This is a genomic window from Kitasatospora sp. NPDC093550 (assembly GCF_044764985.1).
GTDB lineage: Bacteria > Actinomycetota > Actinomycetes > Streptomycetales > Streptomycetaceae > Kitasatospora.
Genome location: NZ_JBIWJF010000007.1, coordinates 107,953 through 131,483, shown reverse-complemented (window position 1 = coordinate 131,483; position 23,531 = coordinate 107,953). Strand labels below are relative to the sequence as shown.

The 23,531-nt window shown below is 75.2% G+C and carries 22 protein-coding genes and 1 pseudogene; 10 read left to right on the top strand and 13 right to left on the bottom strand.

The window, feature by feature from the left end:
• The first annotated feature begins 188 nt into the window (after positions 1-188).
• The gene (locus tag ACIRD3_RS13425; RefSeq protein ID WP_402214995.1) at positions 189-512 is read left to right on the top strand and encodes a hypothetical protein; all 324 of its coding nucleotides are present in this window, start codon (positions 189-191) and stop codon (positions 510-512) included.
• Here ACIRD3_RS13425 and ACIRD3_RS13420 read toward each other — a convergent pair.
• Positions 414-1,658 carry an AI-2E family transporter gene (locus ACIRD3_RS13420; protein WP_402214992.1) on the bottom strand — a complete coding sequence of 415 codons (1,245 nt, stop codon included), beginning with the start codon at positions 1,656-1,658 and terminating at the stop codon, positions 414-416. The two genes, ACIRD3_RS13425 and ACIRD3_RS13420, sit on opposite strands and share 99 nt — an antisense overlap.
• Positions 1,659-1,868: 210 nt before the next feature.
• Entirely contained in the window at positions 1,869-2,480 is a 612-nt protein-coding gene (locus tag ACIRD3_RS13415) for a DUF6328 family protein (RefSeq protein ID WP_402214989.1), read from the bottom strand.
• Positions 2,481-2,672: 192 nt separating this feature from the next.
• Between ACIRD3_RS13415 and ACIRD3_RS13410 the strand changes: the two genes are divergently transcribed.
• Complete coding sequence (locus ACIRD3_RS13410; RefSeq protein WP_402214986.1) at positions 2,673-2,909, top strand: DUF6296 family protein; 237 nt, start codon at positions 2,673-2,675, stop codon at positions 2,907-2,909.
• 149 nt (positions 2,910-3,058) lie between these two features.
• Here the strand turns inward: ACIRD3_RS13410 and ACIRD3_RS13405 are convergent, their stop codons facing one another.
• Positions 3,059-3,283 (bottom strand): hypothetical protein, encoded by a 225-nt coding sequence (locus ACIRD3_RS13405; RefSeq protein WP_402214983.1) that lies wholly within the window; start codon positions 3,281-3,283, stop codon positions 3,059-3,061.
• A gap of 116 nt (positions 3,284-3,399) precedes the next feature.
• Here ACIRD3_RS13405 and ACIRD3_RS13400 point away from each other — a divergent pair, with 116 nt between their 5' ends.
• Both ACIRD3_RS13400 and ligD read left to right on the top strand, forming a co-directional pair.
• Positions 3,400-4,050: a DNA polymerase ligase N-terminal domain-containing protein gene (locus ACIRD3_RS13400; protein WP_402214980.1), complete on the top strand. Its 651-nt coding sequence runs from the start codon at positions 3,400-3,402 to the stop codon at positions 4,048-4,050.
• Entirely contained in the window at positions 4,047-4,982 is a 936-nt protein-coding gene (gene ligD, locus ACIRD3_RS13395) for a non-homologous end-joining DNA ligase (protein ID WP_402214977.1), read from the top strand. The genes ACIRD3_RS13400 and ligD overlap by 4 nt, the downstream gene beginning before the upstream one ends.
• Here ligD and ACIRD3_RS13390 read toward each other — a convergent pair.
• The 3 genes from ACIRD3_RS13390 to ACIRD3_RS13380 all read right to left on the bottom strand — a co-directional run bounded on the left by ACIRD3_RS13390 (position 4,915) and on the right by ACIRD3_RS13380 (position 6,812).
• On the bottom strand, positions 4,915-5,367 hold the full coding sequence (locus tag ACIRD3_RS13390; protein ID WP_402214974.1) for a DUF6343 family protein: 453 nt from the start codon (positions 5,365-5,367) through the stop codon (positions 4,915-4,917). The genes ligD and ACIRD3_RS13390 overlap by 68 nt on opposite strands.
• Positions 5,368-5,439: 72 nt before the next feature.
• Positions 5,440-5,892, bottom strand: a complete 453-nt coding sequence (locus tag ACIRD3_RS13385) for a hypothetical protein (protein ID WP_402214971.1) — start codon at positions 5,890-5,892, stop codon at positions 5,440-5,442.
• Positions 5,893-6,146: 254 nt separating this feature from the next.
• Positions 6,147-6,812 carry a TetR/AcrR family transcriptional regulator C-terminal domain-containing protein gene (locus ACIRD3_RS13380; protein WP_402214969.1) on the bottom strand — a complete coding sequence of 222 codons (666 nt, stop codon included), beginning with the start codon at positions 6,810-6,812 and terminating at the stop codon, positions 6,147-6,149.
• Between the two features lie 70 nt (positions 6,813-6,882).
• Here ACIRD3_RS13380 and ACIRD3_RS13375 point away from each other — a divergent pair, with 70 nt between their 5' ends.
• From ACIRD3_RS13375 to ACIRD3_RS13365, 3 genes are all read left to right on the top strand, one after another.
• Positions 6,883-8,301: an FAD-dependent monooxygenase gene (locus ACIRD3_RS13375; protein ID WP_402214966.1), complete on the top strand. Its 1,419-nt coding sequence runs from the start codon at positions 6,883-6,885 to the stop codon at positions 8,299-8,301.
• A 199-nt stretch (positions 8,302-8,500) separates the two neighbouring features.
• The gene (locus ACIRD3_RS13370; protein WP_402214964.1) at positions 8,501-9,166 is read left to right on the top strand and encodes an SGNH/GDSL hydrolase family protein; all 666 of its coding nucleotides are present in this window, start codon (positions 8,501-8,503) and stop codon (positions 9,164-9,166) included.
• A 141-nt stretch (positions 9,167-9,307) separates the two neighbouring features.
• A complete protein-coding gene (locus ACIRD3_RS13365) occupies positions 9,308-12,397 on the top strand; it encodes an ATP-binding protein (RefSeq protein ID WP_402214963.1) in 3,090 nt (1,029 codons plus the stop codon).
• Between the two features lie 256 nt (positions 12,398-12,653).
• On the opposite strand, the gene ACIRD3_RS13360 is transcribed toward ACIRD3_RS13365, so the two are convergent.
• Both ACIRD3_RS13360 and ACIRD3_RS13355 read right to left on the bottom strand, forming a co-directional pair.
• Entirely contained in the window at positions 12,654-13,130 is a 477-nt protein-coding gene (locus tag ACIRD3_RS13360; protein WP_402214962.1) for a diadenosine tetraphosphate hydrolase, read from the bottom strand.
• Between the two features lie 112 nt (positions 13,131-13,242).
• Complete coding sequence (locus ACIRD3_RS13355) at positions 13,243-13,965, bottom strand: DUF4232 domain-containing protein (RefSeq protein WP_402214960.1); 723 nt, start codon at positions 13,963-13,965, stop codon at positions 13,243-13,245.
• A gap of 259 nt (positions 13,966-14,224) precedes the next feature.
• On the opposite strand from ACIRD3_RS13355, the gene ACIRD3_RS13350 reads away from it, so the two are divergent.
• Positions 14,225-15,445 (top strand): phosphodiester glycosidase family protein, encoded by a 1,221-nt coding sequence (locus tag ACIRD3_RS13350; protein ID WP_402214958.1) that lies wholly within the window; start codon positions 14,225-14,227, stop codon positions 15,443-15,445.
• Between the two features lie 19 nt (positions 15,446-15,464).
• Here ACIRD3_RS13350 and ACIRD3_RS13345 read toward each other — a convergent pair whose 3' ends face one another.
• The 5 genes from ACIRD3_RS13345 to ACIRD3_RS13325 all read right to left on the bottom strand — a co-directional run bounded on the left by ACIRD3_RS13345 (position 15,465) and on the right by ACIRD3_RS13325 (position 21,271).
• Entirely contained in the window at positions 15,465-16,973 is a 1,509-nt protein-coding gene (locus ACIRD3_RS13345) for a DUF4246 domain-containing protein (RefSeq protein WP_402214956.1), read from the bottom strand.
• 225 nt (positions 16,974-17,198) lie between these two features.
• Complete coding sequence (locus ACIRD3_RS13340; protein WP_402214954.1) at positions 17,199-17,696, bottom strand: phosphoribosyltransferase; 498 nt, start codon at positions 17,694-17,696, stop codon at positions 17,199-17,201.
• Positions 17,697-17,755: 59 nt separating this feature from the next.
• The gene (gene gndA, locus ACIRD3_RS13335; RefSeq protein WP_402214953.1) at positions 17,756-19,201 is read right to left on the bottom strand and encodes an NADP-dependent phosphogluconate dehydrogenase; all 1,446 of its coding nucleotides are present in this window, start codon (positions 19,199-19,201) and stop codon (positions 17,756-17,758) included.
• A 98-nt stretch (positions 19,202-19,299) separates the two neighbouring features.
• Positions 19,300-19,563 (bottom strand): co-chaperone GroES, encoded by a 264-nt coding sequence (locus ACIRD3_RS13330; protein WP_402214951.1) that lies wholly within the window; start codon positions 19,561-19,563, stop codon positions 19,300-19,302.
• A gap of 193 nt (positions 19,564-19,756) precedes the next feature.
• Positions 19,757-21,271 (bottom strand): cryptochrome/photolyase family protein, encoded by a 1,515-nt coding sequence (locus ACIRD3_RS13325; RefSeq protein WP_402214949.1) that lies wholly within the window; start codon positions 21,269-21,271, stop codon positions 19,757-19,759.
• A gap of 356 nt (positions 21,272-21,627) precedes the next feature.
• Between ACIRD3_RS13325 and ACIRD3_RS13320 the strand changes: the two are divergent.
• Positions 21,628-22,137: pseudogene (locus ACIRD3_RS13320) on the top strand (sigma-70 family RNA polymerase sigma factor); the annotation flags it as partial.
• 116 nt (positions 22,138-22,253) lie between these two features.
• Complete coding sequence (locus tag ACIRD3_RS13315; protein WP_402214948.1) at positions 22,254-23,342, top strand: MerR family transcriptional regulator; 1,089 nt, start codon at positions 22,254-22,256, stop codon at positions 23,340-23,342.
• The last annotated feature ends 189 nt before the right edge of the window (positions 23,343-23,531 follow it).

The window sequence follows — 23,531 nt, the reverse complement described above, 5'->3', positions numbered from 1 at the left end:
CACCAGAAGGGCCCCACCGACCAGGGCCCCCACCGTGCCGGCCCCCGCAGACCAGAGCCCCCGCCGAGCCGGCCCCCACCGAGCCGGCCCCCGCAGACCAGGGCCGCGCCGAGCCGGGGCCGCGCGCCCGGAGGTTACGGCCGCCCCCGGCTGGGCAACCGCCTCACCGGGGACCGGAGGTGGCGGCGATGGACGGGCCGGGGCTCTCGCGTCGGGAGTTGCTGATCCTGGCGGAGATCGAGGATGACCTACGGGCGGACGGCCGCTTGGACCGCGCCCTGCGCACCATGCGGCGCGGCCCCCGCTGGGTGGTGGGCGGTCTGCTGAGAGCGACCCTCCGGGTGCCGGGAGCGGTGCTGTCCGTCCTGCTGGCCCTGTCCCTGGGCCTGCTGATGGTCAGCGCCACCGCGCACTCATCGCCCGTCCTGGCCGCCTTCGGCCTGGTCTGGGCGCCGACGCTCGCCCTCGCGGCGGCGCGACTGCTCGCCCGCCGCCGGGGGATCACCCCGTGAGCTCCCGCGCGGCCCGTGGTGGCCGCGCTGCTCGCGCATTTCGCGCAGTTCGCCGATCACCGCCCAGGCGACCGACACCACCGGCACCGCCACCACCGCGCCCAGCACACCGCCCAGCACGGCGCCGCCCGTCACCGACAGGGCGACGGCCACCGGATGGAGCCGTACCGACCAGCCGAGCACCAGCGGGTGCAGCAGGTGGCCCTCGATCTGGCCGATGATCACGATCAGGGCGAGCACCAGCAGGGCGACCACCGGTCCGCGCGCCGCCAGGGCGACGAGGGAGGCGATGGCCAGGGCGATCGGGGAGCCGATCAGCGGGACCAGCGCCGCCACGAACTCCAGCACCATCAGCGGCAGGACCAGCGGCACCCGCAGGATCGCCAGGGCGATGCCGACCAGGACGGCGTTGGTCGCCGCCACGATCAGCACGCCCCGGGTGTAGCCCGCGAAGGTGCGCCAGGCCGCCCGCCCGGCGCGGTCCCAGGCCGGGCGGCTGCGGGCCGGCAGTTGCCGCTGCGCCCAGCACCACATCCGGTCGCCGGAGTGCAGGAAGAACACCGAGCAGAACACCGCGAGCGCGAGCCCGGTGACCAGTTCGACGGCGCGCCCGGCGCCGCTGAGCGCGGTGTTGACCAGCGTCGAGCGGTGGGCGGCGATGAAGTCGCCGATCTTGGCGCGCAGGTCGGTGACGGTGCCGGGCCGCAGGTGGAAGGGCGAGCCGGTCAGCCAGCGGTCGATCCGGCCGAGGCCGCCGCGCAGCTCGTTGCTGAGTTGGCTCCATTCGTCGGCGACGGTGGTGCCGACCAGGGCCAGGACCCCGCCGATGACCACGATGGTGCAGAGGAAGGAGAGCAGGACGGCCAACGAGCGCGGCATCACCTTCGCCAGCAGGTCGACCACCGGCCGCAGCACCGAGGTGATGACCAGCGCCACGAACACCGCGATGACCGGCAGTTCGAGTCGGGTGAGGACCTCGACGGCCAGGTAGGCGCCGATGCCCAGCAGGCCCAGCCGCCAGGCGTACCCGGCGGCCGTCCGCAGCCCGGAGGGCACCCGTTCGGCGGAGGGTGCCCGGCTCCCGGCCGGCGCCGCCGGGCCGCCGCGCCGCCCGGCGACCCGGGGACGGCGACTGCCGAGCGGCACGGCGCGACGGTCCGGCCCGGCGGAACCGGGCCGATCACCCTCGGGGCGGGGGCTCACCGGCTCCTCACCGTGCGGACCCTGCGGTACGGCGGCCGATGGTGACCGTGCTGTCCATGGAAGCCTCCCGGGTGGCAGTCCTGACCTCAGCGTCTCTCCGGCCGGAGGTCTTCGTACACCCACCGCTCGCGGTGGGTGCGGTCCGTGCCCGGGTCACCTCGGTGGGTCGCGGGCGGGCGGGCCGGTCACCGCGCGGGGCCCGGCGGGCGGGTCCGCGCCGGCCGCCCCGGGTTCGGCGGAGGGCGGGCCGCTCCGCCCGTTGTGCCGGCGCAGGTGCAGGACCGGGAGGAGCAGCCAGGAAGCTGCGAACCAGAGCATCACCGCACCCGCGATCCAGCCGGAGGAGGCGGAGTCGTCGGTCGCGACCCTGAGTAGGAGCAGCAGCGCCGAGCCGATGGTCAGTGCCAGCAGGATCAGGCCGATCGCCACCAACCGGGCGGCGGCGTCGACCAGTTGGGGCTTGAGCCGACGCCCGGCGAAGATCCGGTGGTAGGCGACCGGGGCGGTCAGCGAGCCGGTGGCGAGTGCGCCGAGGATGACGGTGGCCACGTACAGCCCCTGGTCGAAGTCGGCGAGCTGGGTGAACCGGGGCATGAAGACCACGCTCAGCAGGAAGCCGAAGAGCACCTGGGAACCGGTCTGGGCGACCCGCACCTCCTGGAGCAGGTCGCTCCAGCGCCGGTCCGCCCGCTCCTCGGGCGACTCCCGCCGGCCGGCCCGGCGGTGGCCGACGCGGCCGTTCCGGCCGGTGTCCTGCATGGTCATGGGATCGCCTCCGCGTACTGTCCACCGGGTGCGTGTAGCCGTGCCCGGACGGGGCAAACGCCGAGCCGGATCCGCCCGTTGCCCGGTCACCACCGGTGACCGCCGGGTGCCCGGGCGCGGCAGGCCGTCCGTGTACAAGCGGCCTGGTGCGGGAGGAGAATCGATGACAGAGGGTGGGAGAAGGAGGCGGTCATGAGAAGCCTCACGCGCCGCTACGCGGTGACGCTCCCCGGCCCGATCGGCGGCCACGCTCCACCGGACGTCGTCGTCGTGCACCAGACGCAATCCGTGGGACCCGACGGAGGCTTCGTCTGGGAGAGCGCGGACGGCGGACTCCGGGTGGAGATCAGTGGCGGGGTGGCCACCGTCCTCGCGTCCCCGGGGGCCGGCAGTCTGCACCCGTGCCTGCTGGCCGTACCGCTGCCGTGACGGGCGAGCGTGTCGTGCCGGGTGTTCTCCGCCCGGCACGAGCGCGGCGAGGTCGACGAGAGCGGCGTTCGTGCCAAGGACGACGAGGACGACGAGGACGACGAGGACGACGTACGCGGTGGGTGGGGTGTGGGGGGCGTAACGGAGCGTTACCGGGCGCTGGCCGCCAGGGCCTCGCGCACGGTGACCAGGCAGGGATCGCAGTAACGGTCCGGCCCGGCCCCGTCCGCGTCGTCCCCCGCCGGGACGACGCGCTGGGACGGCTCCAGGAACCGCCCGCACAGCGAGGACGTCGCATCGTCCTTCGCCACCACGTGCCACACCACGGCGGGCGGGGACACCGCCGGGTCGTGCTCGGCCCACATCTCGTACACGGCACTACCTCCGGATCGCTGGGGGCTCGGTCAGTCCATTGCAACCCCGGGGCCTGCGGAACGGCCACCGGGCCAGACCCGGTGGGATGGTTGTCGCCGGCGGAAGGGACACCCTCGTGAAGGACAAGCTCACCGAGTACCACCGCCGACGGGACTTCGCGAAGACGGCCGAACCCGAGGGGCGGCCCGGCGAACGGCCGTCCACGCGGTGGCCCTCCTTCGTGGTGCAGATCCACGACGCGACGGCGATGCACTTCGACTTCCGGCTGGAGGTCGACGGCGTGCTGAAGTCCTGGGCCGTCCCCAAGGGCCCGTCCCACGATCCGCAGGACAAGCGGCTCGCCGTGCCCACCGAGGACCACCCGCTGGAGTACCGCGAGTTCGAGGGTGTCATCGCCGCGGGGGAGTACGGCGCCGGCACGGTGATCGTCTGGGACGAGGGCACCTACCGGAACCTCTCCACCGACCGCTCCGGCCGCGAGCTCGCCTTCGCCGACGCGCTGGCCGGGGGCCACGCCTCCTTCCGGCTGCACGGGCACAAGCTGCACGGCGGCTACTCGCTGACCCGCATCCGGGACGGCCGCGGCGGGGAACGCGAGGCCTGGCTGCTGGTCAAGCGCGCCGACACGAGCGCGGGCGCGGGCGGCGCGCCCGACCCCGCCCGGGCACGCTCGGTGCGCAGCGGGCACACGCTGAAGCAGACCGGGGCGGGCGGCGCCGCGCCCCCGCGAGGACGGGCGGACGAGCCCTCCGGGGACAGCCGATGACCAGGACCGGGGAACTCCGCGTCGGCGGCCGGACGGTCGAGCTGAGCCGGCCCGACAAGGTGCTGTTCCCCGAGGACGGCATCACCAAGGCGGACCTGGCCGCGTACTACCGGAGCGTCGCGCGCCGGATGCTGCCGCAGCTGCGCGGCCGACCGCTGATGCTGGAGCGCCACCCGGACGGCGTGGACCGCTCCGGCTTCCTGCAGAAGGACGTCCCCGGCCACTTCCCGGAGTGGGTCCACCGGGTCGAACTGCCCAAGGAGGACGGCACCGTCACCTACGCCGTCTGCGACGACACCGCCACCCTGCTCTACCTGGCGGGCCAGGCGGTGATCACCCCGCACCGCTTCCTCTCCCGGGCCGACCGCCCCGACCACCCCGACCGGCTGGTCTTCGACCTCGACCCGCCCGGCGAGGACTTCGCCCCGGTCCGCGAGGCCGCCCGGCTGCTGCACGCGCTGCTGGACGAGCTGGAGCTGCCGTCCGCCGTCATGACCACCGGGTCGCGCGGCCTGCACGTCCTCGTGCCGCTGGACCGCCGGGACGGCTTCGACGAGGTCCGCGCCTTCGCCCGCGAGCTCGCCGACCTGCTGGTCGCCCGTCACCCCGACCGGCTCACCACCGAGGCCAGGAAGCGGTCCCGGCGGGGGCGGCTCTACCTGGACGTCCAGCGCAACGCCTACGCGCAGACCGCCGTCGCCCCGTACGCCGTACGGGCCCGGCCGGGTGCGCCCGTCGCGGCGCCGGTGTCCTGGGCCGACCTGGACGACCCGGACCTCACCGCGCGGCGCTGGACCCTGGCCACCGGTGACCGGCTCCTGAAGGACGATCCCTGGCGGGACGTCCCCCGGCGCGGCCGCTCGCTCAATCCCGCCCGTCGCCGTCTGGCCGCACTGGCCGACCGGCCCGATCCCGGTGGGCCGACCGGGTGAGCGGGCGCCGCCCCTGCCCCGCGGCCAGCCGTCGCCGGACCACCCCCAGGTCCAGCGCGGCGACGGCCGCGAACCCGGCGCACACGGCGGCGAAGAAGGCGTAGGTGCCCTGGTTCGGCGCCGGGCCGGGGGCGGCCAGCGCGGCCAGGACGGCGAACGCCGCCGCCCCGCAGACGAACAGGACGAGGAAGACCCGCGAGAGCACCCGTCGCAGCTCCAGGTCCGAGCGGGCGGTGACCGGCTCGGTGCCCCGGCGGACCGTGTCCTGCGGGCGCAGCTGCGGCATCGTCCGGCCGGGGCCCCGCGGCGCGTGCGGGAAGTCATGGCGCTCGCCCGCGCGGCGACGGGCGCCGCGCTGGAAGCCTGGTTTGCGCTGTACGACCATGGTGTCCCCCGAGCGGAGTAGCCGGTCTGCTGCGCTGCGCGTCTACCCGCCGGGTCGCGCCGCACACGCCCGCTACCGGCGCGGCCCGAGACGCAGCCGTACGGCCAGCTGGGGGCCCTGCTCCTCGCGGCCCTCCTCGACGACCAGGCCGAGGCCGGCGAGCGCGTGCAGGATCCGCGCCACGTCCTCGGACCGGCCGAGCAGCTCGGCGCCGACCTCGCCCGCGAGGGCGGTCGGCTGCCCCGGTGCGCCCGCCCCGTGCGCGTCGAAGGTCTGCGAGAGGCCCACCGACGGGCCGGGCGCGGTGATGGCCTCGGGGCCGTCGGGCTGGGCTTCGGCGACCACCCAGGTGCCCTCCGGGGTCACGGTCGACGGGTCCTCCCAGACGTTGCCGATCCGGGTCCGCCCGCGCCCGGTGTGCGTCGGGAAGGCGGCCTCCAGCGCGTCGAGCACCGCCTCCGCCGCCTCCTGCGGCCCGTCACCGAGCCGGACCAGCACATGCCCGGCCGCCAGGGGCAGGCCCATGGCCCTTCACCTCCTCCACCCTCGCCGAACGCCGAACGCCGAACGCGCAACGTCCGCGTCCCTCCGTTGTACGGCCGAGGCCGCTGGCCCCGCACCCCGGACCGGTCACGCTCCCCGGGGCCCGAGACCCACCCTCGCGCAGTACCGGGCCCTGCTCGCCCGGGGTGGCACTCCTCGTGGCCGGGCGCGCCCCGGGCGCGTGACGCCTCGACCGCTGCTCCGGGGCTCGGGGCGGTGGTCTGCGGGCCGTCGGGTCAGCGGAGCAGCGTGGCTTCGACACCGGCGAGTACCGCCGCCAGGCCCTGCTCGAAGCCCTCGTCGAAGTCCTGGAACATCACCCGGCCGGCCTCGGCCGCCAGCGGGTGGGCGGCCAGGCGCTCGGCGCGGGCCTCGACGTCGTAGCCCGCGCCGCCGTCGAAGGGGTTCGGGGCCATCGCCTGCTCCTCGACGACGTAGCCGATGGTGTAGCTGTACGCCGTGTACCAGGCCCGGGTGGCGGCCGCCAGCGTGAAGCCGGCCTCGGTGAGCATCCGCAGCGAGGCGTCCAGGCCGGCCGCGTACGAGGTGTCGGTGAACCGGGCGCCGCTGTAGACCTTCGCGCCGTCGCGGTGGCGCAGCAGCTCGGCGCGCAGGGTGCGCATGGTCGTCAGGTACAGGTCCCGCCAGTCGCCGCCGTGCCCGGACCGGTCGTTCTCCGTCGTGGCCGTCCGGGCGGTCATCCGGCGCATCATCTCGGTCGCCATCTCGTCCAGCAGCGCCTGCTTGTCCTTGAAGTGCCAGTACAGCGCGGGTGCCTTGACGTCCAGCTCGGCGGCGATGGCGCGGAGGGTGAGGCCGTCGAGGCCGACCCGGTCGAGCAGGCGGAGCGCGGCGTCGACGACCTGGGCGCGGTCGAGCTTGGGGGTTCTCTGCGGGGTCACGCTTGACAGTTTAACGCCGTTAAGTGCACGCTTCCGGCAACGACTGCTTAACAACGTTAAGGGGGTTGTCGTGACCTCTCACGGCACGCACACGGACGTCCTGATCATCGGCGCCGGGCCCACCGGCCTCGCCCTCGCACTCGACCTCGCCCGGCACGGCGTCGCCGCCCTGCCCGTCGAGCGCGGCCCGGAGCTCTTCCCCGGCTCGCGCGGCAAGGGCCTGCAGCCGCGCACCCTGGAGGTCCTCGACGACTTCGGCGTGCTCGACCGGATCCGTGCGGTCGCGGGCCACTACCCGCCCAACCTGTTCTGGAAGGACGGCCAGCCCCAGGGCGAGCGCACCCTCTACGACCCGACCGAGCCCTCCGAGGCCGAGCCGTACACCGAGACGCTGATGGTCCCCCAGTGGCGCACCCAGCAGATCCTCTACGGGCGGCTGCGCGAGCTCGGCGGCGAGGTCGCCTTCGGCCGCGAGCTGGTCGGCCTGGCCCAGGACGAGCAGGGCGTGACCGCCGAGTTCGCCACCGGCGCCCCGGTCCGGGCGCGCTACCTCGTCGCCGCGGACGGCGGGCGGTCGACGGTCCGCCGGCTGCTCGGCATCGGCATGACGGGCGAGACCGTCGACCCGGCCCCGATGCTGGTCGCGGATGTCCGGATCACCGGGCTGGGCCGGGAGCACTGGCACGTGTTCCCCGCCGACGAGGGCCTGCTCGCGATCTGCCCGATGGGCGGAACCGAGGACTTCCAGCTCGTCGCGCAGTTCCCCGAGGGCACGCCCGTCGACCCCACCCTCGACGGCCTGCGCACGGTGGTGGCCGCCCGCTCCCACCTGACCGCCGAACAGGTCACCGAGCTGCGCTGGATCTCCGAGTTCCGCCCCCGCGCCGCGCTCGCCGACCGCTTCCGTGCCGGCCGGGTCCTCCTCGCCGGTGACGCCGCCCACGTCCACTCGCCGGCCGGCGCCCAGGGCCTGAACACCAGCGTGCAGGACGCCTACAACCTGGCCTGGAAGCTCGCCGCCGTCCTCGCCGGACGAGCGGGGGAGTCCCTCCTCGACACCTACGAGGAGGAGCGCCGCGCCAACGCCGCCGCGATGCTCGCCCTGTCGACCCGCGTCCACCGCGGCGAGGAGCGCCGCGGCCGGGGGACCCAGCAGCTCGGCCTCGGCTACCGCCGGTCCTCGCTCGCCGTGGACACCCGCCCGGACCTCCCCGGGGACGCGCTGCGCGCCGGCGACCGCGCCCCGGACGGCCGCCGCGGCGGCACCCGCCTCTTCGACGCCTTCCGAGGCCCGCACTGGACCCTGCTCACCGTCGGCACCGACGCCCCGCTGCCCGCCCTCACCGCGCCCGTGGTCCGCATCCCGGCCTACGAGGCGTACGGCACCGGCGTCTTCCTCGTCCGCCCCGACGGCTACCTCGGCTGGGCCGGCCACACCCCGGACGGCCTCGCGGACTACGCGGCGGACCAGGGACTCCTCGCTCCCTGACCCGGGGGTCCCGCCCGCCCGGAACCGCCGGAGCCCGACGGCACATCACCGCCGTACCGGAGTCCGTGTCCTTGTCCGTGTGCGTCGCCCGGCAGCGGCTCGTCAGCGGGACGCCGGTGTCCGTCAGTGTGCCGACGGTGGGACCGGGCACCCTTCGAGAGGTCCGCCCACCCCTCTCACCCGCGTCCAAGGAGCACGCATGACGATCACCCTCCGGCCGGGAAGCACCGTGATGTTCACCGGCGACTCGATCACCGACGGCCTGCGGCTGGAGAGCGCGGACGGCCTCGGCTTCGGCTACCCGCCGCGCATCGCCGGCGAGTGGGCGCGCCGGCACCCGGACCGGCCCGTCACCTGGTTGAACACCGCACGCGCGGGCGACAAGGTGAGCGACCTCGAAGCCCGCTGGCAGACCGACGTCCTCGACGCCCGCCCGGACGTGCTGTCGATCCTCGTCGGCGTCAACGACGCGGGCTCGCACACCCTCGACCCGGACGGACGCGTGATCCCCGCCGAGGAGTTCGAGGCCGGCTACGACCGCCTCCTCGCACCCCTCGCCGAGGCGGGAACCGAACTGATCCTCATCGAGCCCTTCCTCCTGCCGATCCACGGCGTCGTCGAGGCCGGCGACGCCGTGCGCATCGGCGAGCGCGAGCGCGCGGCCTGGCGCACCGACCTCGACCCGAAGATCCAGGCCGTCCGCACCCTCGCCCGCACCTACGGCGCGCACCTGATCGCCGCCGACGGCATGTTCGCCGAACTCGCCGCGACCACCACCCCGGAACACTGGGCCGCCGACGGTGTCCACCCCACCCCGGCCGGCCACGCCGTGCTCGCCGCGGCCTGGCTCCGCCTGCTCGCCTGACCGCCCCCGCGACCGGCCGCGCCCCCGGCGCCCCGGTGATCGTCGGCCGCTTCCGTCGGCCGTATGCGGAGGATCGGAGACCGCCGATCAGTGCCCGTACTAGTGTCATGGTCGAGCCGTGACCTCTGGGGGCTGAAGCGGATGAAGATGACGTTCGGGCTGCTGGGGCCCCTGACGGTCGCCGTGGACTCCGTGCCGCAGGCGCTGCCGAGGGCGACCGTGCTGCGCGGGCTGCTCGGGGCCCTGCTGCTCGCGGAGGGGGAGCGACTGCCCGTCGGGCGGCTGCTGGACCTCGTCTGGGCCGAGCAGGCGGACCGGATCGGCCGGGGCGCGGTGCACACCGGGATGTCGCGGCTGCGCACCTGGCTCGGAGGGTTCGGGGACGGGACGGTGGTGCTGGAGTCCGACGCGCAGGGGTACCGGCTGGTCACCGGCCCGGACACGGTGGACCTCGGCCGGTTCCGCCGGCTCCTCGCCGCCGGGGACCGGGCCGCCGCGATCGCGCTGCGGCGCGGGCCGGTGCTCGCCGGGCTGGAGCGGGTGAACCGGGAGGACCCGCTGGTGACGTCCGTGGAGGGCGAGGTGCGCACCGCGGCGCTGGCCCTCGCCCAGGCCGCCCTGGCCGCCCTGTCCGGCGGAGGGCGCGCGGGCGCCGGGGCCCCCCGGGTCGCCGGAGCAGCCTGGACCGCCGGAGCAGCCTGGACCGCCGGAGGGCCCCGGGCCGTCGTTCCCGCGCTGGAGGCGCTCGCCGAGGACCACCCGTACGACGAACCCCTGCACGCCGCCCTGCTGGAGCTGCTCGCGGCGGACGGCCGGGCGGCCGAGGCGCTGCGCCGCTTCCAGTCGCTGCGCCGACGGCTGTCCGAAGAACTCGGGATCGAGCCCGGCGAGCAGGTGCAGAACGTCTTCCTGGCGCTGCTGGCCCAGGACTGCGAGAGAACCCGCACCGACCCCGGACGGTCCCGGGTGCCCTCCCAACTCCCGCGAGACCTCCCCGACTTCACCGGCCGTGACGCGCAGGTGCGGCTCGTCCTGGACACCCTGGCCGCCGGCCGGGTGCCGGTGATCGCCGGCATGGGCGGCATCGGCAAGACGGCGCTGGCCGTCCACACCGCCCACCGCGCCGCCGCCGACTACCCGGACGGCCGGCTCTACGCGGACCTGCGCGGCGTGGACGAGGCTCCCGCCGACCCCGCCCGCGTCCTGGCCGCCTTCCTGCGCGCCCTCGGCGCCGACCCCCGGGAGATCCCCGCCTCCCTGGACGAGCGGTCCGCGCTGTACCGCACCCTGCTCGCCGACCGCCGTACGCTCGTCCTCCTCGACAACGCCGCCGACGAGCAGCAGATCGGCCCCCTGCTCCCGGGCACCCCGACCCACACGACCGGCGGCGCCGCCGTCCTCGTCACCAGCCGCACCCCGCTCACCGCCGTGCCCGGCGCCCGGCTCATCGACCTCCACGAACTCGACGCCCCGCACGCCCGGACCCTGCTGCGCCGCATCCTCGGCGACCAGCGCGTCGCCGCCGAACCGGTCGCCGCCGCCCAGATCGTCGACCTGTGCGGCGGCATGCCGCTGGCCGTCCGCATCGCCGGGGCCCGGCTGGCCGCCCGCCCCCGCTGGACCCTCGCCCGCCTCGCCCACCTGCTGCGCGACGAACGGCGACGGCTCGACGAACTGGCGGCGGGCAACCTCGCCGTCCGGGCCGGCTTCGCCGTCGGCTACGCCCGGCTGTCCGAGCCGACCCGCCGCATGTTCCGGCTGCTCGGCCTGCTCGACGCACCCGACTTCGCCCCCTGGGCCGCGGCCGCGATCGCCGACATCCCGCCGGAGCAGGCCGAACGGCAGCTGGAGGAGCTGATCGACGCCCAACTCCTCCAGGAGACCGGCACGGAGCCGCACCTGCGCTACCGCTTCCACGACCTCGTCCGGCTCTACGCGCGCGAGCACGCCGAGGCCGCCGACGAACCGCCCGCCCGCACCGCCGCGCTGGAACGGGCCTTCGGCGCCTGGCTCTGGCTGGCCGAGCAGGCGGCCGACCAGGTGCCCGGGCCCTGCCTCGCGCCGATCCACGGCCCCGCGCGCCGCCACCCGCTGCCGTCCGCCGTCACCGCGGCGCTGCTGGACGACCCGACGGCCTGGTTCGACGCCGAGCAGCCGGCCCTGAACGCGAGTGCCCGGCAGGCCGCCGCGCTGCGCCTGGTGCCGCTGGCCTGGGACCTCGCCGCCTGCCAGGAGAAGTACTGCGACGTCCGCGGCCTGTACGACGACTGGCGCACCACCCACCAGGCCGCCCTGCAGGCCTGCCGGACGGTCGGCGACGCCCTCGGCACGGCCGTGCTCACCCGCGGCCTCATCGAGGTCACCACCTGGACCACGCCGGCCGACGGCTCGACCACGTCCGACCTGCCGGACGGCACCCAGACGATGGTCGCCCTGGAGGACCGCGCCCGGCACCTGCAGCGCCAGTTCGAACTCGTCCGGGAGCCCCGCGGGACCGCCGACGCCCTCGTCCTCGCCGCCTGGAGCCTGGTCGCCCAGGGCCGCGAACAGGAAGCCCTGGACGCCGCCCACCGCGCCCTCGACCTCGCCACCGCCCACGACCACCCGGGCGGCCAGGCCCGCGCCCACCAGATCATCGCCATCGCCCACGGGGAGACCGACCTCGACCGCACGATCGAGCACCTCACCGAGACCCTCCGGCTGGCCCGGATGATCGGCAACACCCGCTTCGAGGCGACCGCGATCCAGTTCCTGGGCGCCGCCCACGGCCGCGCCGGCCAGGTGGAACGGGCCGGCGAGCTCCTCACCCGCTCGCTCGCCATGGCCCGCTGCCTCGACGACCGCTACCTGGAGGCGTTCTCGCTGCTCTACCTGGCCACCGTGTACGCGGCCACCGGCGACGACCGCGCCCGCGAGACCGCGGACGCCGCCCTGGCCATCGCCCGGCGCTTCGACCTGGGCCACCACCTCGCCCAAGCCCTCGGCATCCTCGGCGAACTGGACCTCGCCGCCGGGAACCACGCCTCGGCCATCGCGCACCTGGAGGAATCCGTCCTGGTGTGGCGCGCCCGCGGCTGGCGCTCCTTCCTCGCCGCGGCGCTCCGCGCCCTCGGCCGCGCCTACCAGGCCGCCGGCCTGCCGGACTCGGCCGCACGCGCACTCGCCGAGGCCCGCGAGCTGAGCGACACCCCGATAGCCGGTCCCGGCGACGGCCCGCCGTACGGGTCCTGACCACCACCCTGCCCGGCCTCACCACCGCCGTACCGACCGCACACGGATCGGTAAGCCATCGGTAAGCCGCCCCTCCCTAGGCTCGACCCCCACGGCACAGGACAGGCACACCCGCCCGCACACCCGGTCGGCGCCCACGTCCCACACCCGCCCGATGGGCCACCGGCCGGGTCCGCGCAGGGGACGGACCCGGCCGGAGGCACGTCACGACAGGTGCACCGCCACCCCGCCCAGGCCGAGCCCATGCCCGGCGACGTCAGTACCCGGCACTGGCGTCGAGTTCGTGGCCGATCGCGTCGCGCAGGGTGTCGTGCTGCGGGCCGAGCGCGTGCGCGGGATCGTGCCAGTTCTCCGGGGGGTACCGCCACACCGGGTGACGGACGCGATCCGCGCTCTCCCACGCGAACCGGGGCCACACGTGGGCGTGCAGGAAGGCGTCCTTGTTGCCGAGGATCTCCAGGTTCACGCGGCGGAACTCCGGGTCGAGCCGCCGGCAGGCCCGCTCCACCGCCTCGCCCAGGCGGTCCATGTCCGCCAGGAACGCCGTCCGCTTGCTCCGGGGGAGTTCGGACAGCCGCTCCACACCGCGCTCGTCCACCAGCAGGACGGAATACCCCGGCAGGAACTGCACGTCGCCGATCACCGCGAAGCCGGCGTCAAGTCGCCGGAGCACCGTGGGATTGGTGCCGTTCAGGGCGCTCCCGATCCTGTCGTCCCGCCAGTCGTCGGCCATGACAGCGCACCCTACACGCCCGTGAGGAAGCGGGCCGGCGGTCGCGCGGCGGCGGCGGTGCCCGGCGGGCATGCCCGGTGGGCCTGACCGCCGACCCCGGCCGGGTGCTTCGTCAGGACGGGCTGGTGGCCAGCAGCGCGGTGGTGGTCACCTTGTTGTCGCACTCGGCGAACAGGCCGTCGTCCAGGGCCACTTGGTGGGCGCCCGCGCCGCCGGGCAGGCCCAGGACGAGGGTGGGGTAGGCCACCGGGGTGGCCCCGGAGACGCAGTAGCCGTCGGCCTCGCCCTGGACCTGGACGAAGGTCAGCTTGAGCCAGGCCTTCCCGCCCGGGGCCAGGTGGACGGGGGCGGCGGTGCCGGTGTGGGTCACGGCGAGCGGCGCGTTGTGGTCCGGGGAGCCGTTGGCCGCTCCGGCCACCGTGGGGAAGCCCTGGAGCGTGCACGGGTGGGTGGAGGCGTTGGTGAACGCGACGATCGCCGCTCCCAGGCCGGTGCCCTCGGGGCGCGACTTGGCCTGGTGGGCATCCACCTTCAGCTCGGCGGGCGCGCAGGTCGGCGCCGCCGCGCCGCTGCTCGTCGGTCCGCCGGACGGGGCGGCGGAGGTGGCCGCTCCCGTGGACGGGGTGCCGGCCTTGGTGGGGGCCGGTGACTTGGCGCTCGGCACGGCCGTGGCGGTGGCCGCCACCGTCGGTGCCGCGGTCGCCGCCGTCCCGCCGCCCCCCGACGGCTCGTCGTTCCCGGGCCCGCACGCCGTGGCGAGCAGGGCGACCGCGGCGGCCGAGACCGCCACGACCGCGGCTCTTCGGGCCTTCGTTCCGTACCGCATGTCCTGCATGACGCCCCCTCGGAGGATGGAGTGGAGCCGACCCGGCGTCGGCACCTGCCCGATACACACCACTGTTCCGGCGCTGGTTCCCCGAGCGGTCGGGCGTGACAGGACGGTGACGAGACCAGGAAGGCCCCCGGACAACGGTGACGACCGGACGACCGGACAACGATGACGACCCGATCACCCGACCACCCGACGATCCGACGACCGCTGACGCGCGACGCGCCGACGGCGGTCCGGCGGAGCCGGCGGGCCGGCCGTCAGCATGGCAGGCGTGAGAACTGCCCTGCGCTGTGTGGTCGCCCTGGTGTTGGCCCTCGCCCCGGCCGGTCCGCTCGTCTCGCCCGCCGGGGCCGCCGGGGCTCCGGAGGGCTGGGAGGTGCTCGCTCCCGGGGTGGCGTACCGGGAACTGACGGTGCGTACCACCCGAGGCACCGCCAGGGTGTACGCCGTCCGCGCCGACCTGCGGACGGCGGGTGTGCGGGCGGACCTGCTCTTCCCCGGCGCGGTGGCCGCCCGGGCGCCGCTGACCCGGCTGGCCGCCGCCCGCGGGGCGGTGGCGGCCGTGAACGGGGACTTCTTCGACATCACCGAGGATCAGCACCCGGGTGTCCAGGCCACCGGGGCCGCCTCCGGGCCGGCCGTGTACCGGGGCCGGCCGTTGAAGGCGGCGGTCCCGGAGGCGCAGCGGTTCGGCTGGCGGCCGCCGCCGGGCGACACGGTCGAGGACGTGCTCGGGGTCGGCGTGGACGGGGTGGCGCGGATCGGACGCCTGGAGCTGCGGGGCCGGCTGCGGACGACGGCCGGATCCTGGCCGCTGGGCGGGCTGAACCAGTACGCGCTCCCGGTCGGTTCGATCGGCGTGTTCACCTCCGCGTGGGGAGAGGTCTCCCGGGCCCGCGCCGCGTGCGGGAGCGACGAGGCGCGAAAGGCGCCGTGCACCACGGAGACCACGGAGGTGACGATCCGCGATGGCCAGGTGGCGGCGGTCGCCGCGACACCCGGCACCGGTCCGATCGAGGCAGGGAGCACCGTGCTGCTCGGCCGCGAGGCCGGCGCCCACGCGCTCGCGGGCCTGCCCCTCGGGGCGCCGGTCGCGGTGGACTACCGCCTCGTGTCGAGCGAGGCGGTGCCCTTCGCGTTCGCCCTGGGCGCCCACCGCCTCCTGCGGGGCGGGCACGCGCTCGCCGGGGTGGACGCGACCGTCGCCGAGCCGCGCAGCGCGGTCGGTCTCGCGGCCGGTGGGCGGGTGCTGACGCTGTTGTCCACGGACGGGCGCGAGGGCACCTCCACCGGTCTGACCCTGACGGAACTCGCCCGTACGGTGGCCGATCTCGGCTGCCCGGAGGGTGTCTACCTGGACGGCGGCGCCTCCGCGACACTCGTCACCCGCGATCCCGGCACGGGCGATCCCACCGTGCGCAACCACCTCGACCACGGCCGGGAACGGCCGGTCCCCAACGCCCTCGGCATCTTCACCGGGTAGTGCTCCCTGCTCCGGTGGTTCAGTGCTCGCAGAGGGAGAACTCGCGTTCGTAGAGCTGCCCGTTGTGCTCGTCCGCGAAGAACTTCCTTTCCTGCATGAGCTCCACGCGGTACGCCCTGGCCTCCTCCAGCGTCATGGTCGTGGTGTCGGCCCAAGGCTGTTGCGGCGGTACGTCGGCGGTCGAGACGATCCGCTGCGTCGGGTCGACGAGGAAGAACGCGAGGATCTTGCGGTGACCCGGGCGGGTCGGGTCCGCGAGGCGGAAGGCGTCCACGCGGTGCTGAAGGACGTTGGGAAAGGCCAGGCAGCGGCCGCCCGGGGTGGGTACCGAGCCCAGCACCTGGTTCAGGGCGTCCTCGTCCTCGATCCCGTAGACCTCGCGCACCCCGGTGTGGTCGTTCTGTTCGTAGCGCGGGTCGTCGAGAGCGGCACGGAATCCCAGCCGGCTCTCGGTGATGTTCTCGCTGTCCCAGTAGTAGATGCCGGTCGAGACGATGCGCTCGTTCAGCATGCCCTCGACGTGCCAGGAACCGCCGGCGTACTCGGGCTGGTCCGGGGTGAGGTGGACGGTGGCCAGCTTGACGATGACCTGGAGGCGGCGGCCGCGCAGGTCGACGCGGGCGGACGCGTCGGGCAGGGCGGGCGCACGGAAGTCCGGGGCGTCCGGGACGGTGGGGCGGCGGTTCTCGAGCCACTCCTCGTACGCGTCCTCCCACGCGTAGCGGGCCTCACGGTAGGCGGCGTCGTCGGGGTAGGACGACTTGAGCGGGTACTCCGGTTCGGAGTCGTACCACCCGGAGGAGTCGGCCTCGATCCGCAGGGGCCGCGGGTGCCGCAGATCGGTGAGCACGTTCTCGAACAGGGGGAGCAGGCGCGCGAACAGATCCGGCAGGACGGAATCCAGCGCGCGGTGCTCCTCGGGGTGGACGTTGTTGACGTACGAGCGGAAGGCGACGGCTCCGTCCTCGCTGACGTCGACCTCGGTGGGCAGCCACTGGAACCGCTCCGAGAACTCGTACTTCGCGTAGTGGTTGGTCGGGTTCCGCCACGCCTGCTCGGGCCCTCCGCTCGCCTCCCTCACGAGGCAGAACAGGGAGGGATGGACGAGGTCCAGCACCTGGCCGTCGGATCCGGGGTGCCAGTCCCGCGCCGCTTCGGGTACCTCTTCCAGGACGCGGACCGCCTCGCGCAGCCGGTTCCTGAGCTGCTCGTCGACGAGGCTGTCCGACTGCCAGACGCCGTCGACCGCGGAGACCTCGATGCCGGTGCGCGCGTCCCGCAGGGCGGCGTAGTGTCCCAGCTCGGCGAGGACGTAGCGCACCTGAGCCTCGGTCATGCCCTGCGCCAGCGCCTCCCGGGTCCACCGGGCGGCGATGTCGGCGTCGTTCATCTTGTCGAACCACCCGGGCTTGGCGCGCAGCTGGGCACTGCACTGCATCATCTGCAGTTCCCGCAACGTCCGGGGCGTCGCGAACGCCGGGGAAGAGGTGTTCTGGAAGGGGAGCGGGAAGGCGGACAGGCCGGTCACCACGGATGATCCTCACGGTCGATGTGCGGTGCCGGGAAGGATAGCCCGGTGCGCCGACACCCCCGCGGCGGCCCCGGCGCCTGCCCAGCGGCGTCACGACTCACATGACCCAGCGTCAGCCGTGCTCGCCGACGGTGTACGCGTCCGGGTGCGGTGTGATCAGCGTGAGCTCGGCCACGGATTTCGGGCGCGCCCGGGCGGCGGGGCCGGTGGTTCCGGGGGCGATCAGGCGTCGAGCACCTGGCCCGCGCGGGTGACGACCGGTCCGTCCGTCGACCACGGGAACTCGATCCAGTCGTCGGTCCGCTTCCACACGTACTCGCACTGCACCAGGGAGTGCGACTTCTCGTAGATGACGGCGGACCGCACCTCGGCGACGTGGTCGAGGCAGAAGTCGTGCACCAGCTTCAGCGTCTTGCCGGTGTCGGCGACGTCGTCGGCGATCAGGACCTTCTTGCTGGTGAAGTCGACCGCCTGGGGGACGGGCGCCAGCATGACGGGCATGTCGAGGGTGGTGCCCACGCCCGTGTAGAACTCGACGTTCACCAGGTGGACGTTCTTGCAGTCCAGCGCGTACGCCAGACCGCCGGCCACGAACACGCCGCCGCGGGCGATGCTCAGGATGAGGTCGGGTTCGTACCCGCTGTCGGCGATCGTCTGCGCGAGTTCGCGCACCGCCCGGCCGAAGGTCTGGTAGTCAAGGGTCTCGCGCACGTCGGTCACAGCGTTCAGTGTCCTCGGCAGCCGGTCGCGCGGCAACGGGAGCCGGGCGCCGCGCTCCGTCAGCGCTGCTCCTCCGGACGGTCCGGGAGCTCCCAGCGGGTGTGGAAGGTCCCGTCCCGGTCGACCCGGTGGTACGTGTGCGCGCCGAAGAAGTCCCGCTGGCCCTGCACCAGCGCGGCCGGCAGGCGCCCCGCCCGCAGGCCGTCGTAGTACGCGAGCGCGGTGGCGAAGCCGGGGGCGGGCACGCCCAGTTGGACCGCCGCCGAGACGACCCGCCGCCAGGCCGACTGCGCGGAGTCCAGCGCCTCCCGGAAGTGCGCGTCCGTGAGCAGCGTGGGGCGTTCCCGGTCCGCCTCGTAGGCGGCCCTGATCCGGTCCAGGAAACGGGCCCTGATGATGCAGCCGCCGCGCCAGATGGTGGCCATGGCGCCGGGGTCGATGTCCCAGGAGTACTCCGCGCTGCCGGCCTGGATCTGGTTGAAGCCCTGCGCGTAGGCCACCATCTTGGAGGCGTACAGGGCCTGTTCGACGTCCTCCGCGAACCGGTCCGCCGCCGCGCTGTCGAGCCAGGTCTCGGTGGGGCCGGGCAGGTCCCGGCCGGCCCGCCGCAGCGGCACGCTGCCGGAGAGCGAGCGGGCGAAGACGGCCTCGGCGATCCCGCTCACGGGCACGCCGAGGTCCAGCGCGCTCTGCACCGTCCAGCGGCCGGTGCCCTTCTGCTCGGCCTGGTCCAGCACGACGTCGACGAAGGGCTTGCCGGTGACGGCGTCGGTGTGGGCGAGGATGTCGGCGGTGATCTCGATCAGATAGGACTCCAGGCGCCCGCCGTTCCAGGCCCGGAAGACCTCGGCGATCGCGGCGGGCTGCATCCCGCCGCCGTGCCGCAGCAGGTCGTACGCCTCGGCGATGAGCTGCATGTCGGCGTACTCGATCCCGTTGTGGACCATCTTGACGAAGTGGCCGGCGCCGTCCGGACCGACGTGGGTGCAGCAGGGCTCGCCGTCGACCTTGGCCGCGATGTCCTCCAGCAGCGGCCCCAGGAGCCGGTAGGCCTCCGGAGTGCCGCCGGGCATGATGCTCGGCCCCTCCAACGCGCCCTGCTCGCCGCCGGAGATCCCGCTGCCCACGAAGTGCAGCCCGCGCTCCCGCAGGGCCGCCTCGCGCCGCCTGGTGTCGGGGAAGTGCGCGTTCCCGCCGTCCACGACCACGTCGCCCTCGTCGAGCAGCGGCACCAGTTCGTCGATCACCGCGTCGGTCGCCGCCCCGGCCTTGACCATGATCACGATCAGTCGGGGGCGCTCCAGAGCCGCGACGAACGCCTCCGTGGTCTCGGCGGCCACGAAGTCGCCCTCGTGCCCGAACTCCTCCAGCAGCGCCGCGGTCCGTGCCCAGGTGCGGTTGTGCACGGCCACGCGGTGTCCGTGGCGGGCGAAGTTCCGGGCCAGGTTGCGGCCCATCACGGCCAGGCCGGTGACGCCGATCCGGGCCGGTGCCTGTTCGGTCATGGCGGGATTCTCCAGGGGTGTCGGGGGCTCGGGGTCTCGGTGCTCCGGGTCTCGCGTCGCGGCTCGTCCGTGTTCCTGCGCCGCTGGTCCGTCGCCGGCTACTCCGCGGAGAGCGCGAGGACCTCGTCCTCGGGGAGCTCGACGTACTGCTCCCCGTCCGCCTCGAACGGCGACCCGGCCCGCAGGTTGAAGAGGATCCGCTCGCCGACCTTGACGTCCACCGGGTGCGGCTTGCCGCTCCCCAGGGGCCGGCCGGGCCCCACCGCCACCACCTCGCCCTTCCACCGGTCCGGGTCCTGCGGGGCCGCCCCGCCGATCGGCTTGACGATCAGGTGGTCGTGCTTCGGGTGGAAGTCGGGCATGGCATGGTCCTCTCAGGTAAGCGCCTACGGCGCAGCCGGGGCCGCCCCCACCCCCCGATTCTCCCGGGGTTCGGCTCTTCCGCACCCGAGCGGCGTCGTCGCTCGGGTGCCGCCGGGGGCCGGGTTACGCCGTCCGGATGACGCCGGGCCACCGTCGGCTGCCGTCGGGCGGCCGGGTACGGGCGGCGTCGGTTCACGGGGGTGCCTGGCCGCGGGCGCGTTCGGCGGCCAGGAGCTCGGGCAGGCCGGTCAGGCGGTGCAGGCCGGCGGCGGCCCGGGCGGTGCGGTGGTTGGCGGCGAGCAGGTCGTGGTGGCGGTGGACGAAGGCCCAGTAGCCGGTGGTGAACGGGCAGGCCCGATCGCCGAGGCGTTCGGTGGGACGGTAGCGGCAGGGGCCGCAGTGGTCGCCCATCCGGTGGAGGTAGGCACCGCCCGCCGCGTAGGGCTTGGTGGTGATCAGTCCTCCGTCGGCGAACTGGGACATGCCGACGACGTTGGCGGTCATCACCCAGTCGTAGCCGTCGACGAAGCACCGGTGGAACCAGTCGGTGAGCTCGCGCGGGTCCCAGCCGTGCTGCAGGGCCCAGTTGCCGAGCACCATCAGCCGGGGGACGTGGTGGACCCAGCCGTGGTCGCGGACCTCGGCGAGGACGCGGGCCAGGCAGCGGGCGGTGACGGCGTCGGCGTCGAGGTCGCGGAACCAGGCGGGCAGCGGCTCGTGGTGGCCGAGGCGGTTGGCGTGGCGGTAGTCCTCGCCCAGGTGCCAGTAGAGCTGCCAGACGTACTCGCGCCAGCCGGCCACCTGCCGCACGAAGCCCTCGGCGCTGTTGAGCGGCACCCGCCCGGCCCGGTACGCGGCCTCGGCGGCGCGCACGCACTCGCCGGGGTCGAGCAGGCCGAGGTTGAGCGGGACGGAGAGCGCGCTGTGGGCCATCCACGGGTCGGCGTGCAGCATGGCGTCCTCGTAGCGGCCGAAGTCGGCCAGGCGGTGGGCGACGAAGTGCGCGAGCGCCCGTTCGGCCTCCGGCCGGGTCGCGGCGAAGCGGCGCGGGCCGTCCCGGCCGACGAACGCGACCTCGCCGGCGCGTTCCCAGCGGTCCAGGTCGGCCCGGACGCGTTCGTCGATGCCGTCCTCCTCGGGCTCGAAGGGCGGCGGGACCGGCAGGGTGGTGGCGCCCCGGGGCGGGGGTTCGCGATTGTCCCGGTCGAGGTTCCACCGGCCGCCGGCCGGGCTGCCGTCCGGCTCCAGCAGCAGGTGCTCGGCGCGGCGCACCCGGTGGTAGAAGTCCTCCAGCAGCAGGCGGCGTTCGCCCGGTTCGCCGGCCCAGCGGCGGAAGTCGGCGAAGGGGACGAGGAAGCCGCGCGGCGGCAGGACCGTGACCCGGGGGAGGGCGTTCACCAGGGCGAGGGCCGCGCGCGACGTCGGGTGGCGGACCGTCACCTCGCGCCCGCCCACCGCCCGGGCCAGGCCCTCCCGGTAGGTGTCGGCGCGCACGTAGCGCACCCGGTCCCCGAGGGCGTCCGCGGCGTGGCGCATCGCGGACAGGACGAGGTGGGCCTTGGCCCGGTGGAAGCGCCGCCGGCGCAGCACGGAGCGGGCCTCGATCATGACCACCGGGGCGTCCGGACCCGGGCCGTCGTCCCCCGGGACGAGGAAGTGCGGCCCGAGCTGGTCGCCGAACAGCCAGTGCGGGCGCGGCCCGGTCATGCCGGTCGTCCGGGCCGGACGGGTCGGGCCGCCCCGCCGGGAGGGCCCGGAGCGGGTGCGGTCGGTCGGTCGTTCCGTTCCATGGTCGGCTCCGTTCCTCAGGGCCGGGGCCGGGGCCGGGGCCGGGGCCGGGTGGGTGGGCGCGCGGTAGGCGCCCCCGCCCAGGTTCGCCCGGCGCGGCCGACGGGGGGAGTCGCAGCGGTACCGCAGCGTTTGCCGCGGCCCGCCAACCGCTGCGTAAACGCTGCAAGTGGGCCCCACGTGCGCAATCGCTGCACGGTGGGCCTGTGACCCCGCTCGTGCAAACCCCTCCCGAGGCAGCTCCCGTCGCCGACCCCGCGCCGACGCCCTCGGAGCTGCGCCACCTCCTGGAGCTGTCGGCGCGCGGCGACGAACGCGCCTTCGAGGCGCTGTACCGCGCGGTTGCCGCCCCGGTGTACGGCGTCGCGCTGCGGACGCTGCGCAGTCCCGCGCACGCCGAGGAGGTCGCCCAGGAGGTCCTCCTGGAGGTCTGGCGCACCGCCGCGGCCTACCGGCCCGAACGCGGGTCGGTGCTGACCTGGGTGCTGACCATCGCGCACCACCGCTCGGTGGACCGGGTACGCTCCGCCCGGGCGGCCGCCGAGCGCGACCACCGGGTCGCCGCCCGGGAGCCCCTGCGGAGCGATTCGCCGGAGGAGGAGACGGTCCGCGCGCTCGACCGGCTGCGGGTCAGGTCCGCGCTCGCGGATCTGAGCTCGGCGCAGCGCGAGGCCGTGGTGCTGGCGTACTACGGCGGGTACTCGCACCGGGAGATCGCGAACCGGACGGGCGTGCCGCTGGGTACCGTCAAGACCCGGATCCGCGACGGCCTCATCCGGCTCAGGGCCGCCTTCGACCGTGAGGGCGACCGCCCCCAGCCGAAGGCGGGGCGCCTGACGCAGGCGGTCCGGGTGTTCGACAGCGGTGGCGACACGGGGTTCGCCGCGGGAAGGATCGCAGGATGGTGACCTCATCGGCCCGCCTCGACGCGGGACCGCCGCCCCGGGCGCGGTCCGGGCAAGCGGCCCCGACGCCCGGCCCGACGCCCGGCCCGACGCCCGACCCGGCGGACGACGCCGGGCTCTCGACCGGCGGGGTGGCCCAGCGCCTGGGCGTGTCGCCCACCACGGTCCGTTCCTGGGAACGCCGCTACGGCATCGGCCCCGCCCACCGGGTGGCCGGCCACCACCGCCGCTGGACCCCCGGGGACATCGCCGTCCTGGAGACGATGTGCCGGCTGACGGCCCGCGGGGTGCCCCCGGGCGAGGCGGCCCGCGCCGCCCTGGCGGAGCGCGACGCGTCCGTGCGCGAGGACGGCCCGCCGCCCGCTCCGCCCGAGCCGCCGACCGGCCCGCAGGGCGATGACCGGCCCGGTCGCGCCCCGGGCGGAAGCCGCAACCTGCGCGTCGGGACGGTACGCCCCGAATGCCGGGGCCTGGCCCGGGCGGCGGTGCGGCTGGACGCCCCGGAGGTCGCCGGCATCCTGCGCGAGGCGGTGGACGCGCTCGGGGTGATCAGCGCGTGGACGGAGGTCATGATGCCCGCCCTCCGCGCCGCGGGCCGCAAGTGGGCGGCGGACGGCGAGCAGTACGTCGAGGTCGAGCACCTGCTGTCCTGGCACGTCTCCAGTGCGCTGCGCGGCGTGGCCGACGGGGCGGTCACCGCCCGTCGGGTGAGGCCCGTCCTCCTGGCGGCGACGCCCCTCGAACTGCACACCCTGCCGATCGAGGCCACGGCCGCGGCCCTGGCGGAGCGCGCGGTCCCCTTCCGCATGCTGGGCGCGGCCGTTCCGGCCAGGGCCCTGCTGGACGCCGTCCACCGGATCGGTCCGGGGGCCGTGATGATCTGGTCCCAGGACCAGCACACCGCGGACCGCGAGCTGGTCCGCAGGATCGGCGACAGCGCGTGGGGTCCGCGCGGCTCCCGCGGCGCGGCCGTGGTGGTGGCCGCCGGCCCGGGCTGGGCCCGCAACCGGCTTCCGGCCGGCGTCGCCCGCCCCGCCACCCTCACGGACGCCGTCGACCTCCTGGAGCAGGCCGTCACGGACTGACGTCCGCCCTGACGTCCCGTCACCGGAACCACTCGCGGCTCCGGACCACCCCGGCTACCGCCTGCCCCCTCCTCTCTGCCCCCCCTGTCCCCGGGCGTTCCGGTGCCCGCGAAGTCGGGCCAATCCGGTCCGGTCTCCGTTCCGAAGATCCGGTGCAAGGACAGTGCGGGCCGTGTCGCGGCCCCGTCG

Coding starts and splice junctions, on each gene's coding strand:
- ACIRD3_RS13425 (WP_402214995.1), top strand. CDS start 189: ATGGACGGGCCGGGGCTCTCGCGTCGGGAGTTGCTGATCCTGGCGGAG.
- ACIRD3_RS13415 (WP_402214989.1), bottom strand. CDS start 2,480: ATGACCATGCAGGACACCGGCCGGAACGGCCGCGTCGGCCACCGCCGG.
- ACIRD3_RS13410 (WP_402214986.1), top strand. CDS start 2,673: ATGAGAAGCCTCACGCGCCGCTACGCGGTGACGCTCCCCGGCCCGATC.
- ligD (WP_402214977.1), top strand. CDS start 4,047: ATGACCAGGACCGGGGAACTCCGCGTCGGCGGCCGGACGGTCGAGCTG.
- ACIRD3_RS13390 (WP_402214974.1), bottom strand. CDS start 5,367: ATGGTCGTACAGCGCAAACCAGGCTTCCAGCGCGGCGCCCGTCGCCGC.
- ACIRD3_RS13385 (WP_402214971.1), bottom strand. CDS start 5,892: ATGGGCCTGCCCCTGGCGGCCGGGCATGTGCTGGTCCGGCTCGGTGAC.
- ACIRD3_RS13370 (WP_402214964.1), top strand. CDS start 8,501: ATGACGATCACCCTCCGGCCGGGAAGCACCGTGATGTTCACCGGCGAC.
- ACIRD3_RS13365 (WP_402214963.1), top strand. CDS start 9,308: ATGAAGATGACGTTCGGGCTGCTGGGGCCCCTGACGGTCGCCGTGGAC.
- ACIRD3_RS13360 (WP_402214962.1), bottom strand. CDS start 13,130: ATGGCCGACGACTGGCGGGACGACAGGATCGGGAGCGCCCTGAACGGC.
- ACIRD3_RS13355 (WP_402214960.1), bottom strand. CDS start 13,965: ATGCAGGACATGCGGTACGGAACGAAGGCCCGAAGAGCCGCGGTCGTG.
- ACIRD3_RS13350 (WP_402214958.1), top strand. CDS start 14,225: ATGGCAGGCGTGAGAACTGCCCTGCGCTGTGTGGTCGCCCTGGTGTTG.
- gndA (WP_402214953.1), bottom strand. CDS start 19,201: ATGACCGAACAGGCACCGGCCCGGATCGGCGTCACCGGCCTGGCCGTG.
- ACIRD3_RS13330 (WP_402214951.1), bottom strand. CDS start 19,563: ATGCCCGACTTCCACCCGAAGCACGACCACCTGATCGTCAAGCCGATC.
- ACIRD3_RS13325 (WP_402214949.1), bottom strand. CDS start 21,271: ATGACCGGGCCGCGCCCGCACTGGCTGTTCGGCGACCAGCTCGGGCCG.
- ACIRD3_RS13315 (WP_402214948.1), top strand. CDS start 22,254: ATGGTGACCTCATCGGCCCGCCTCGACGCGGGACCGCCGCCCCGGGCG.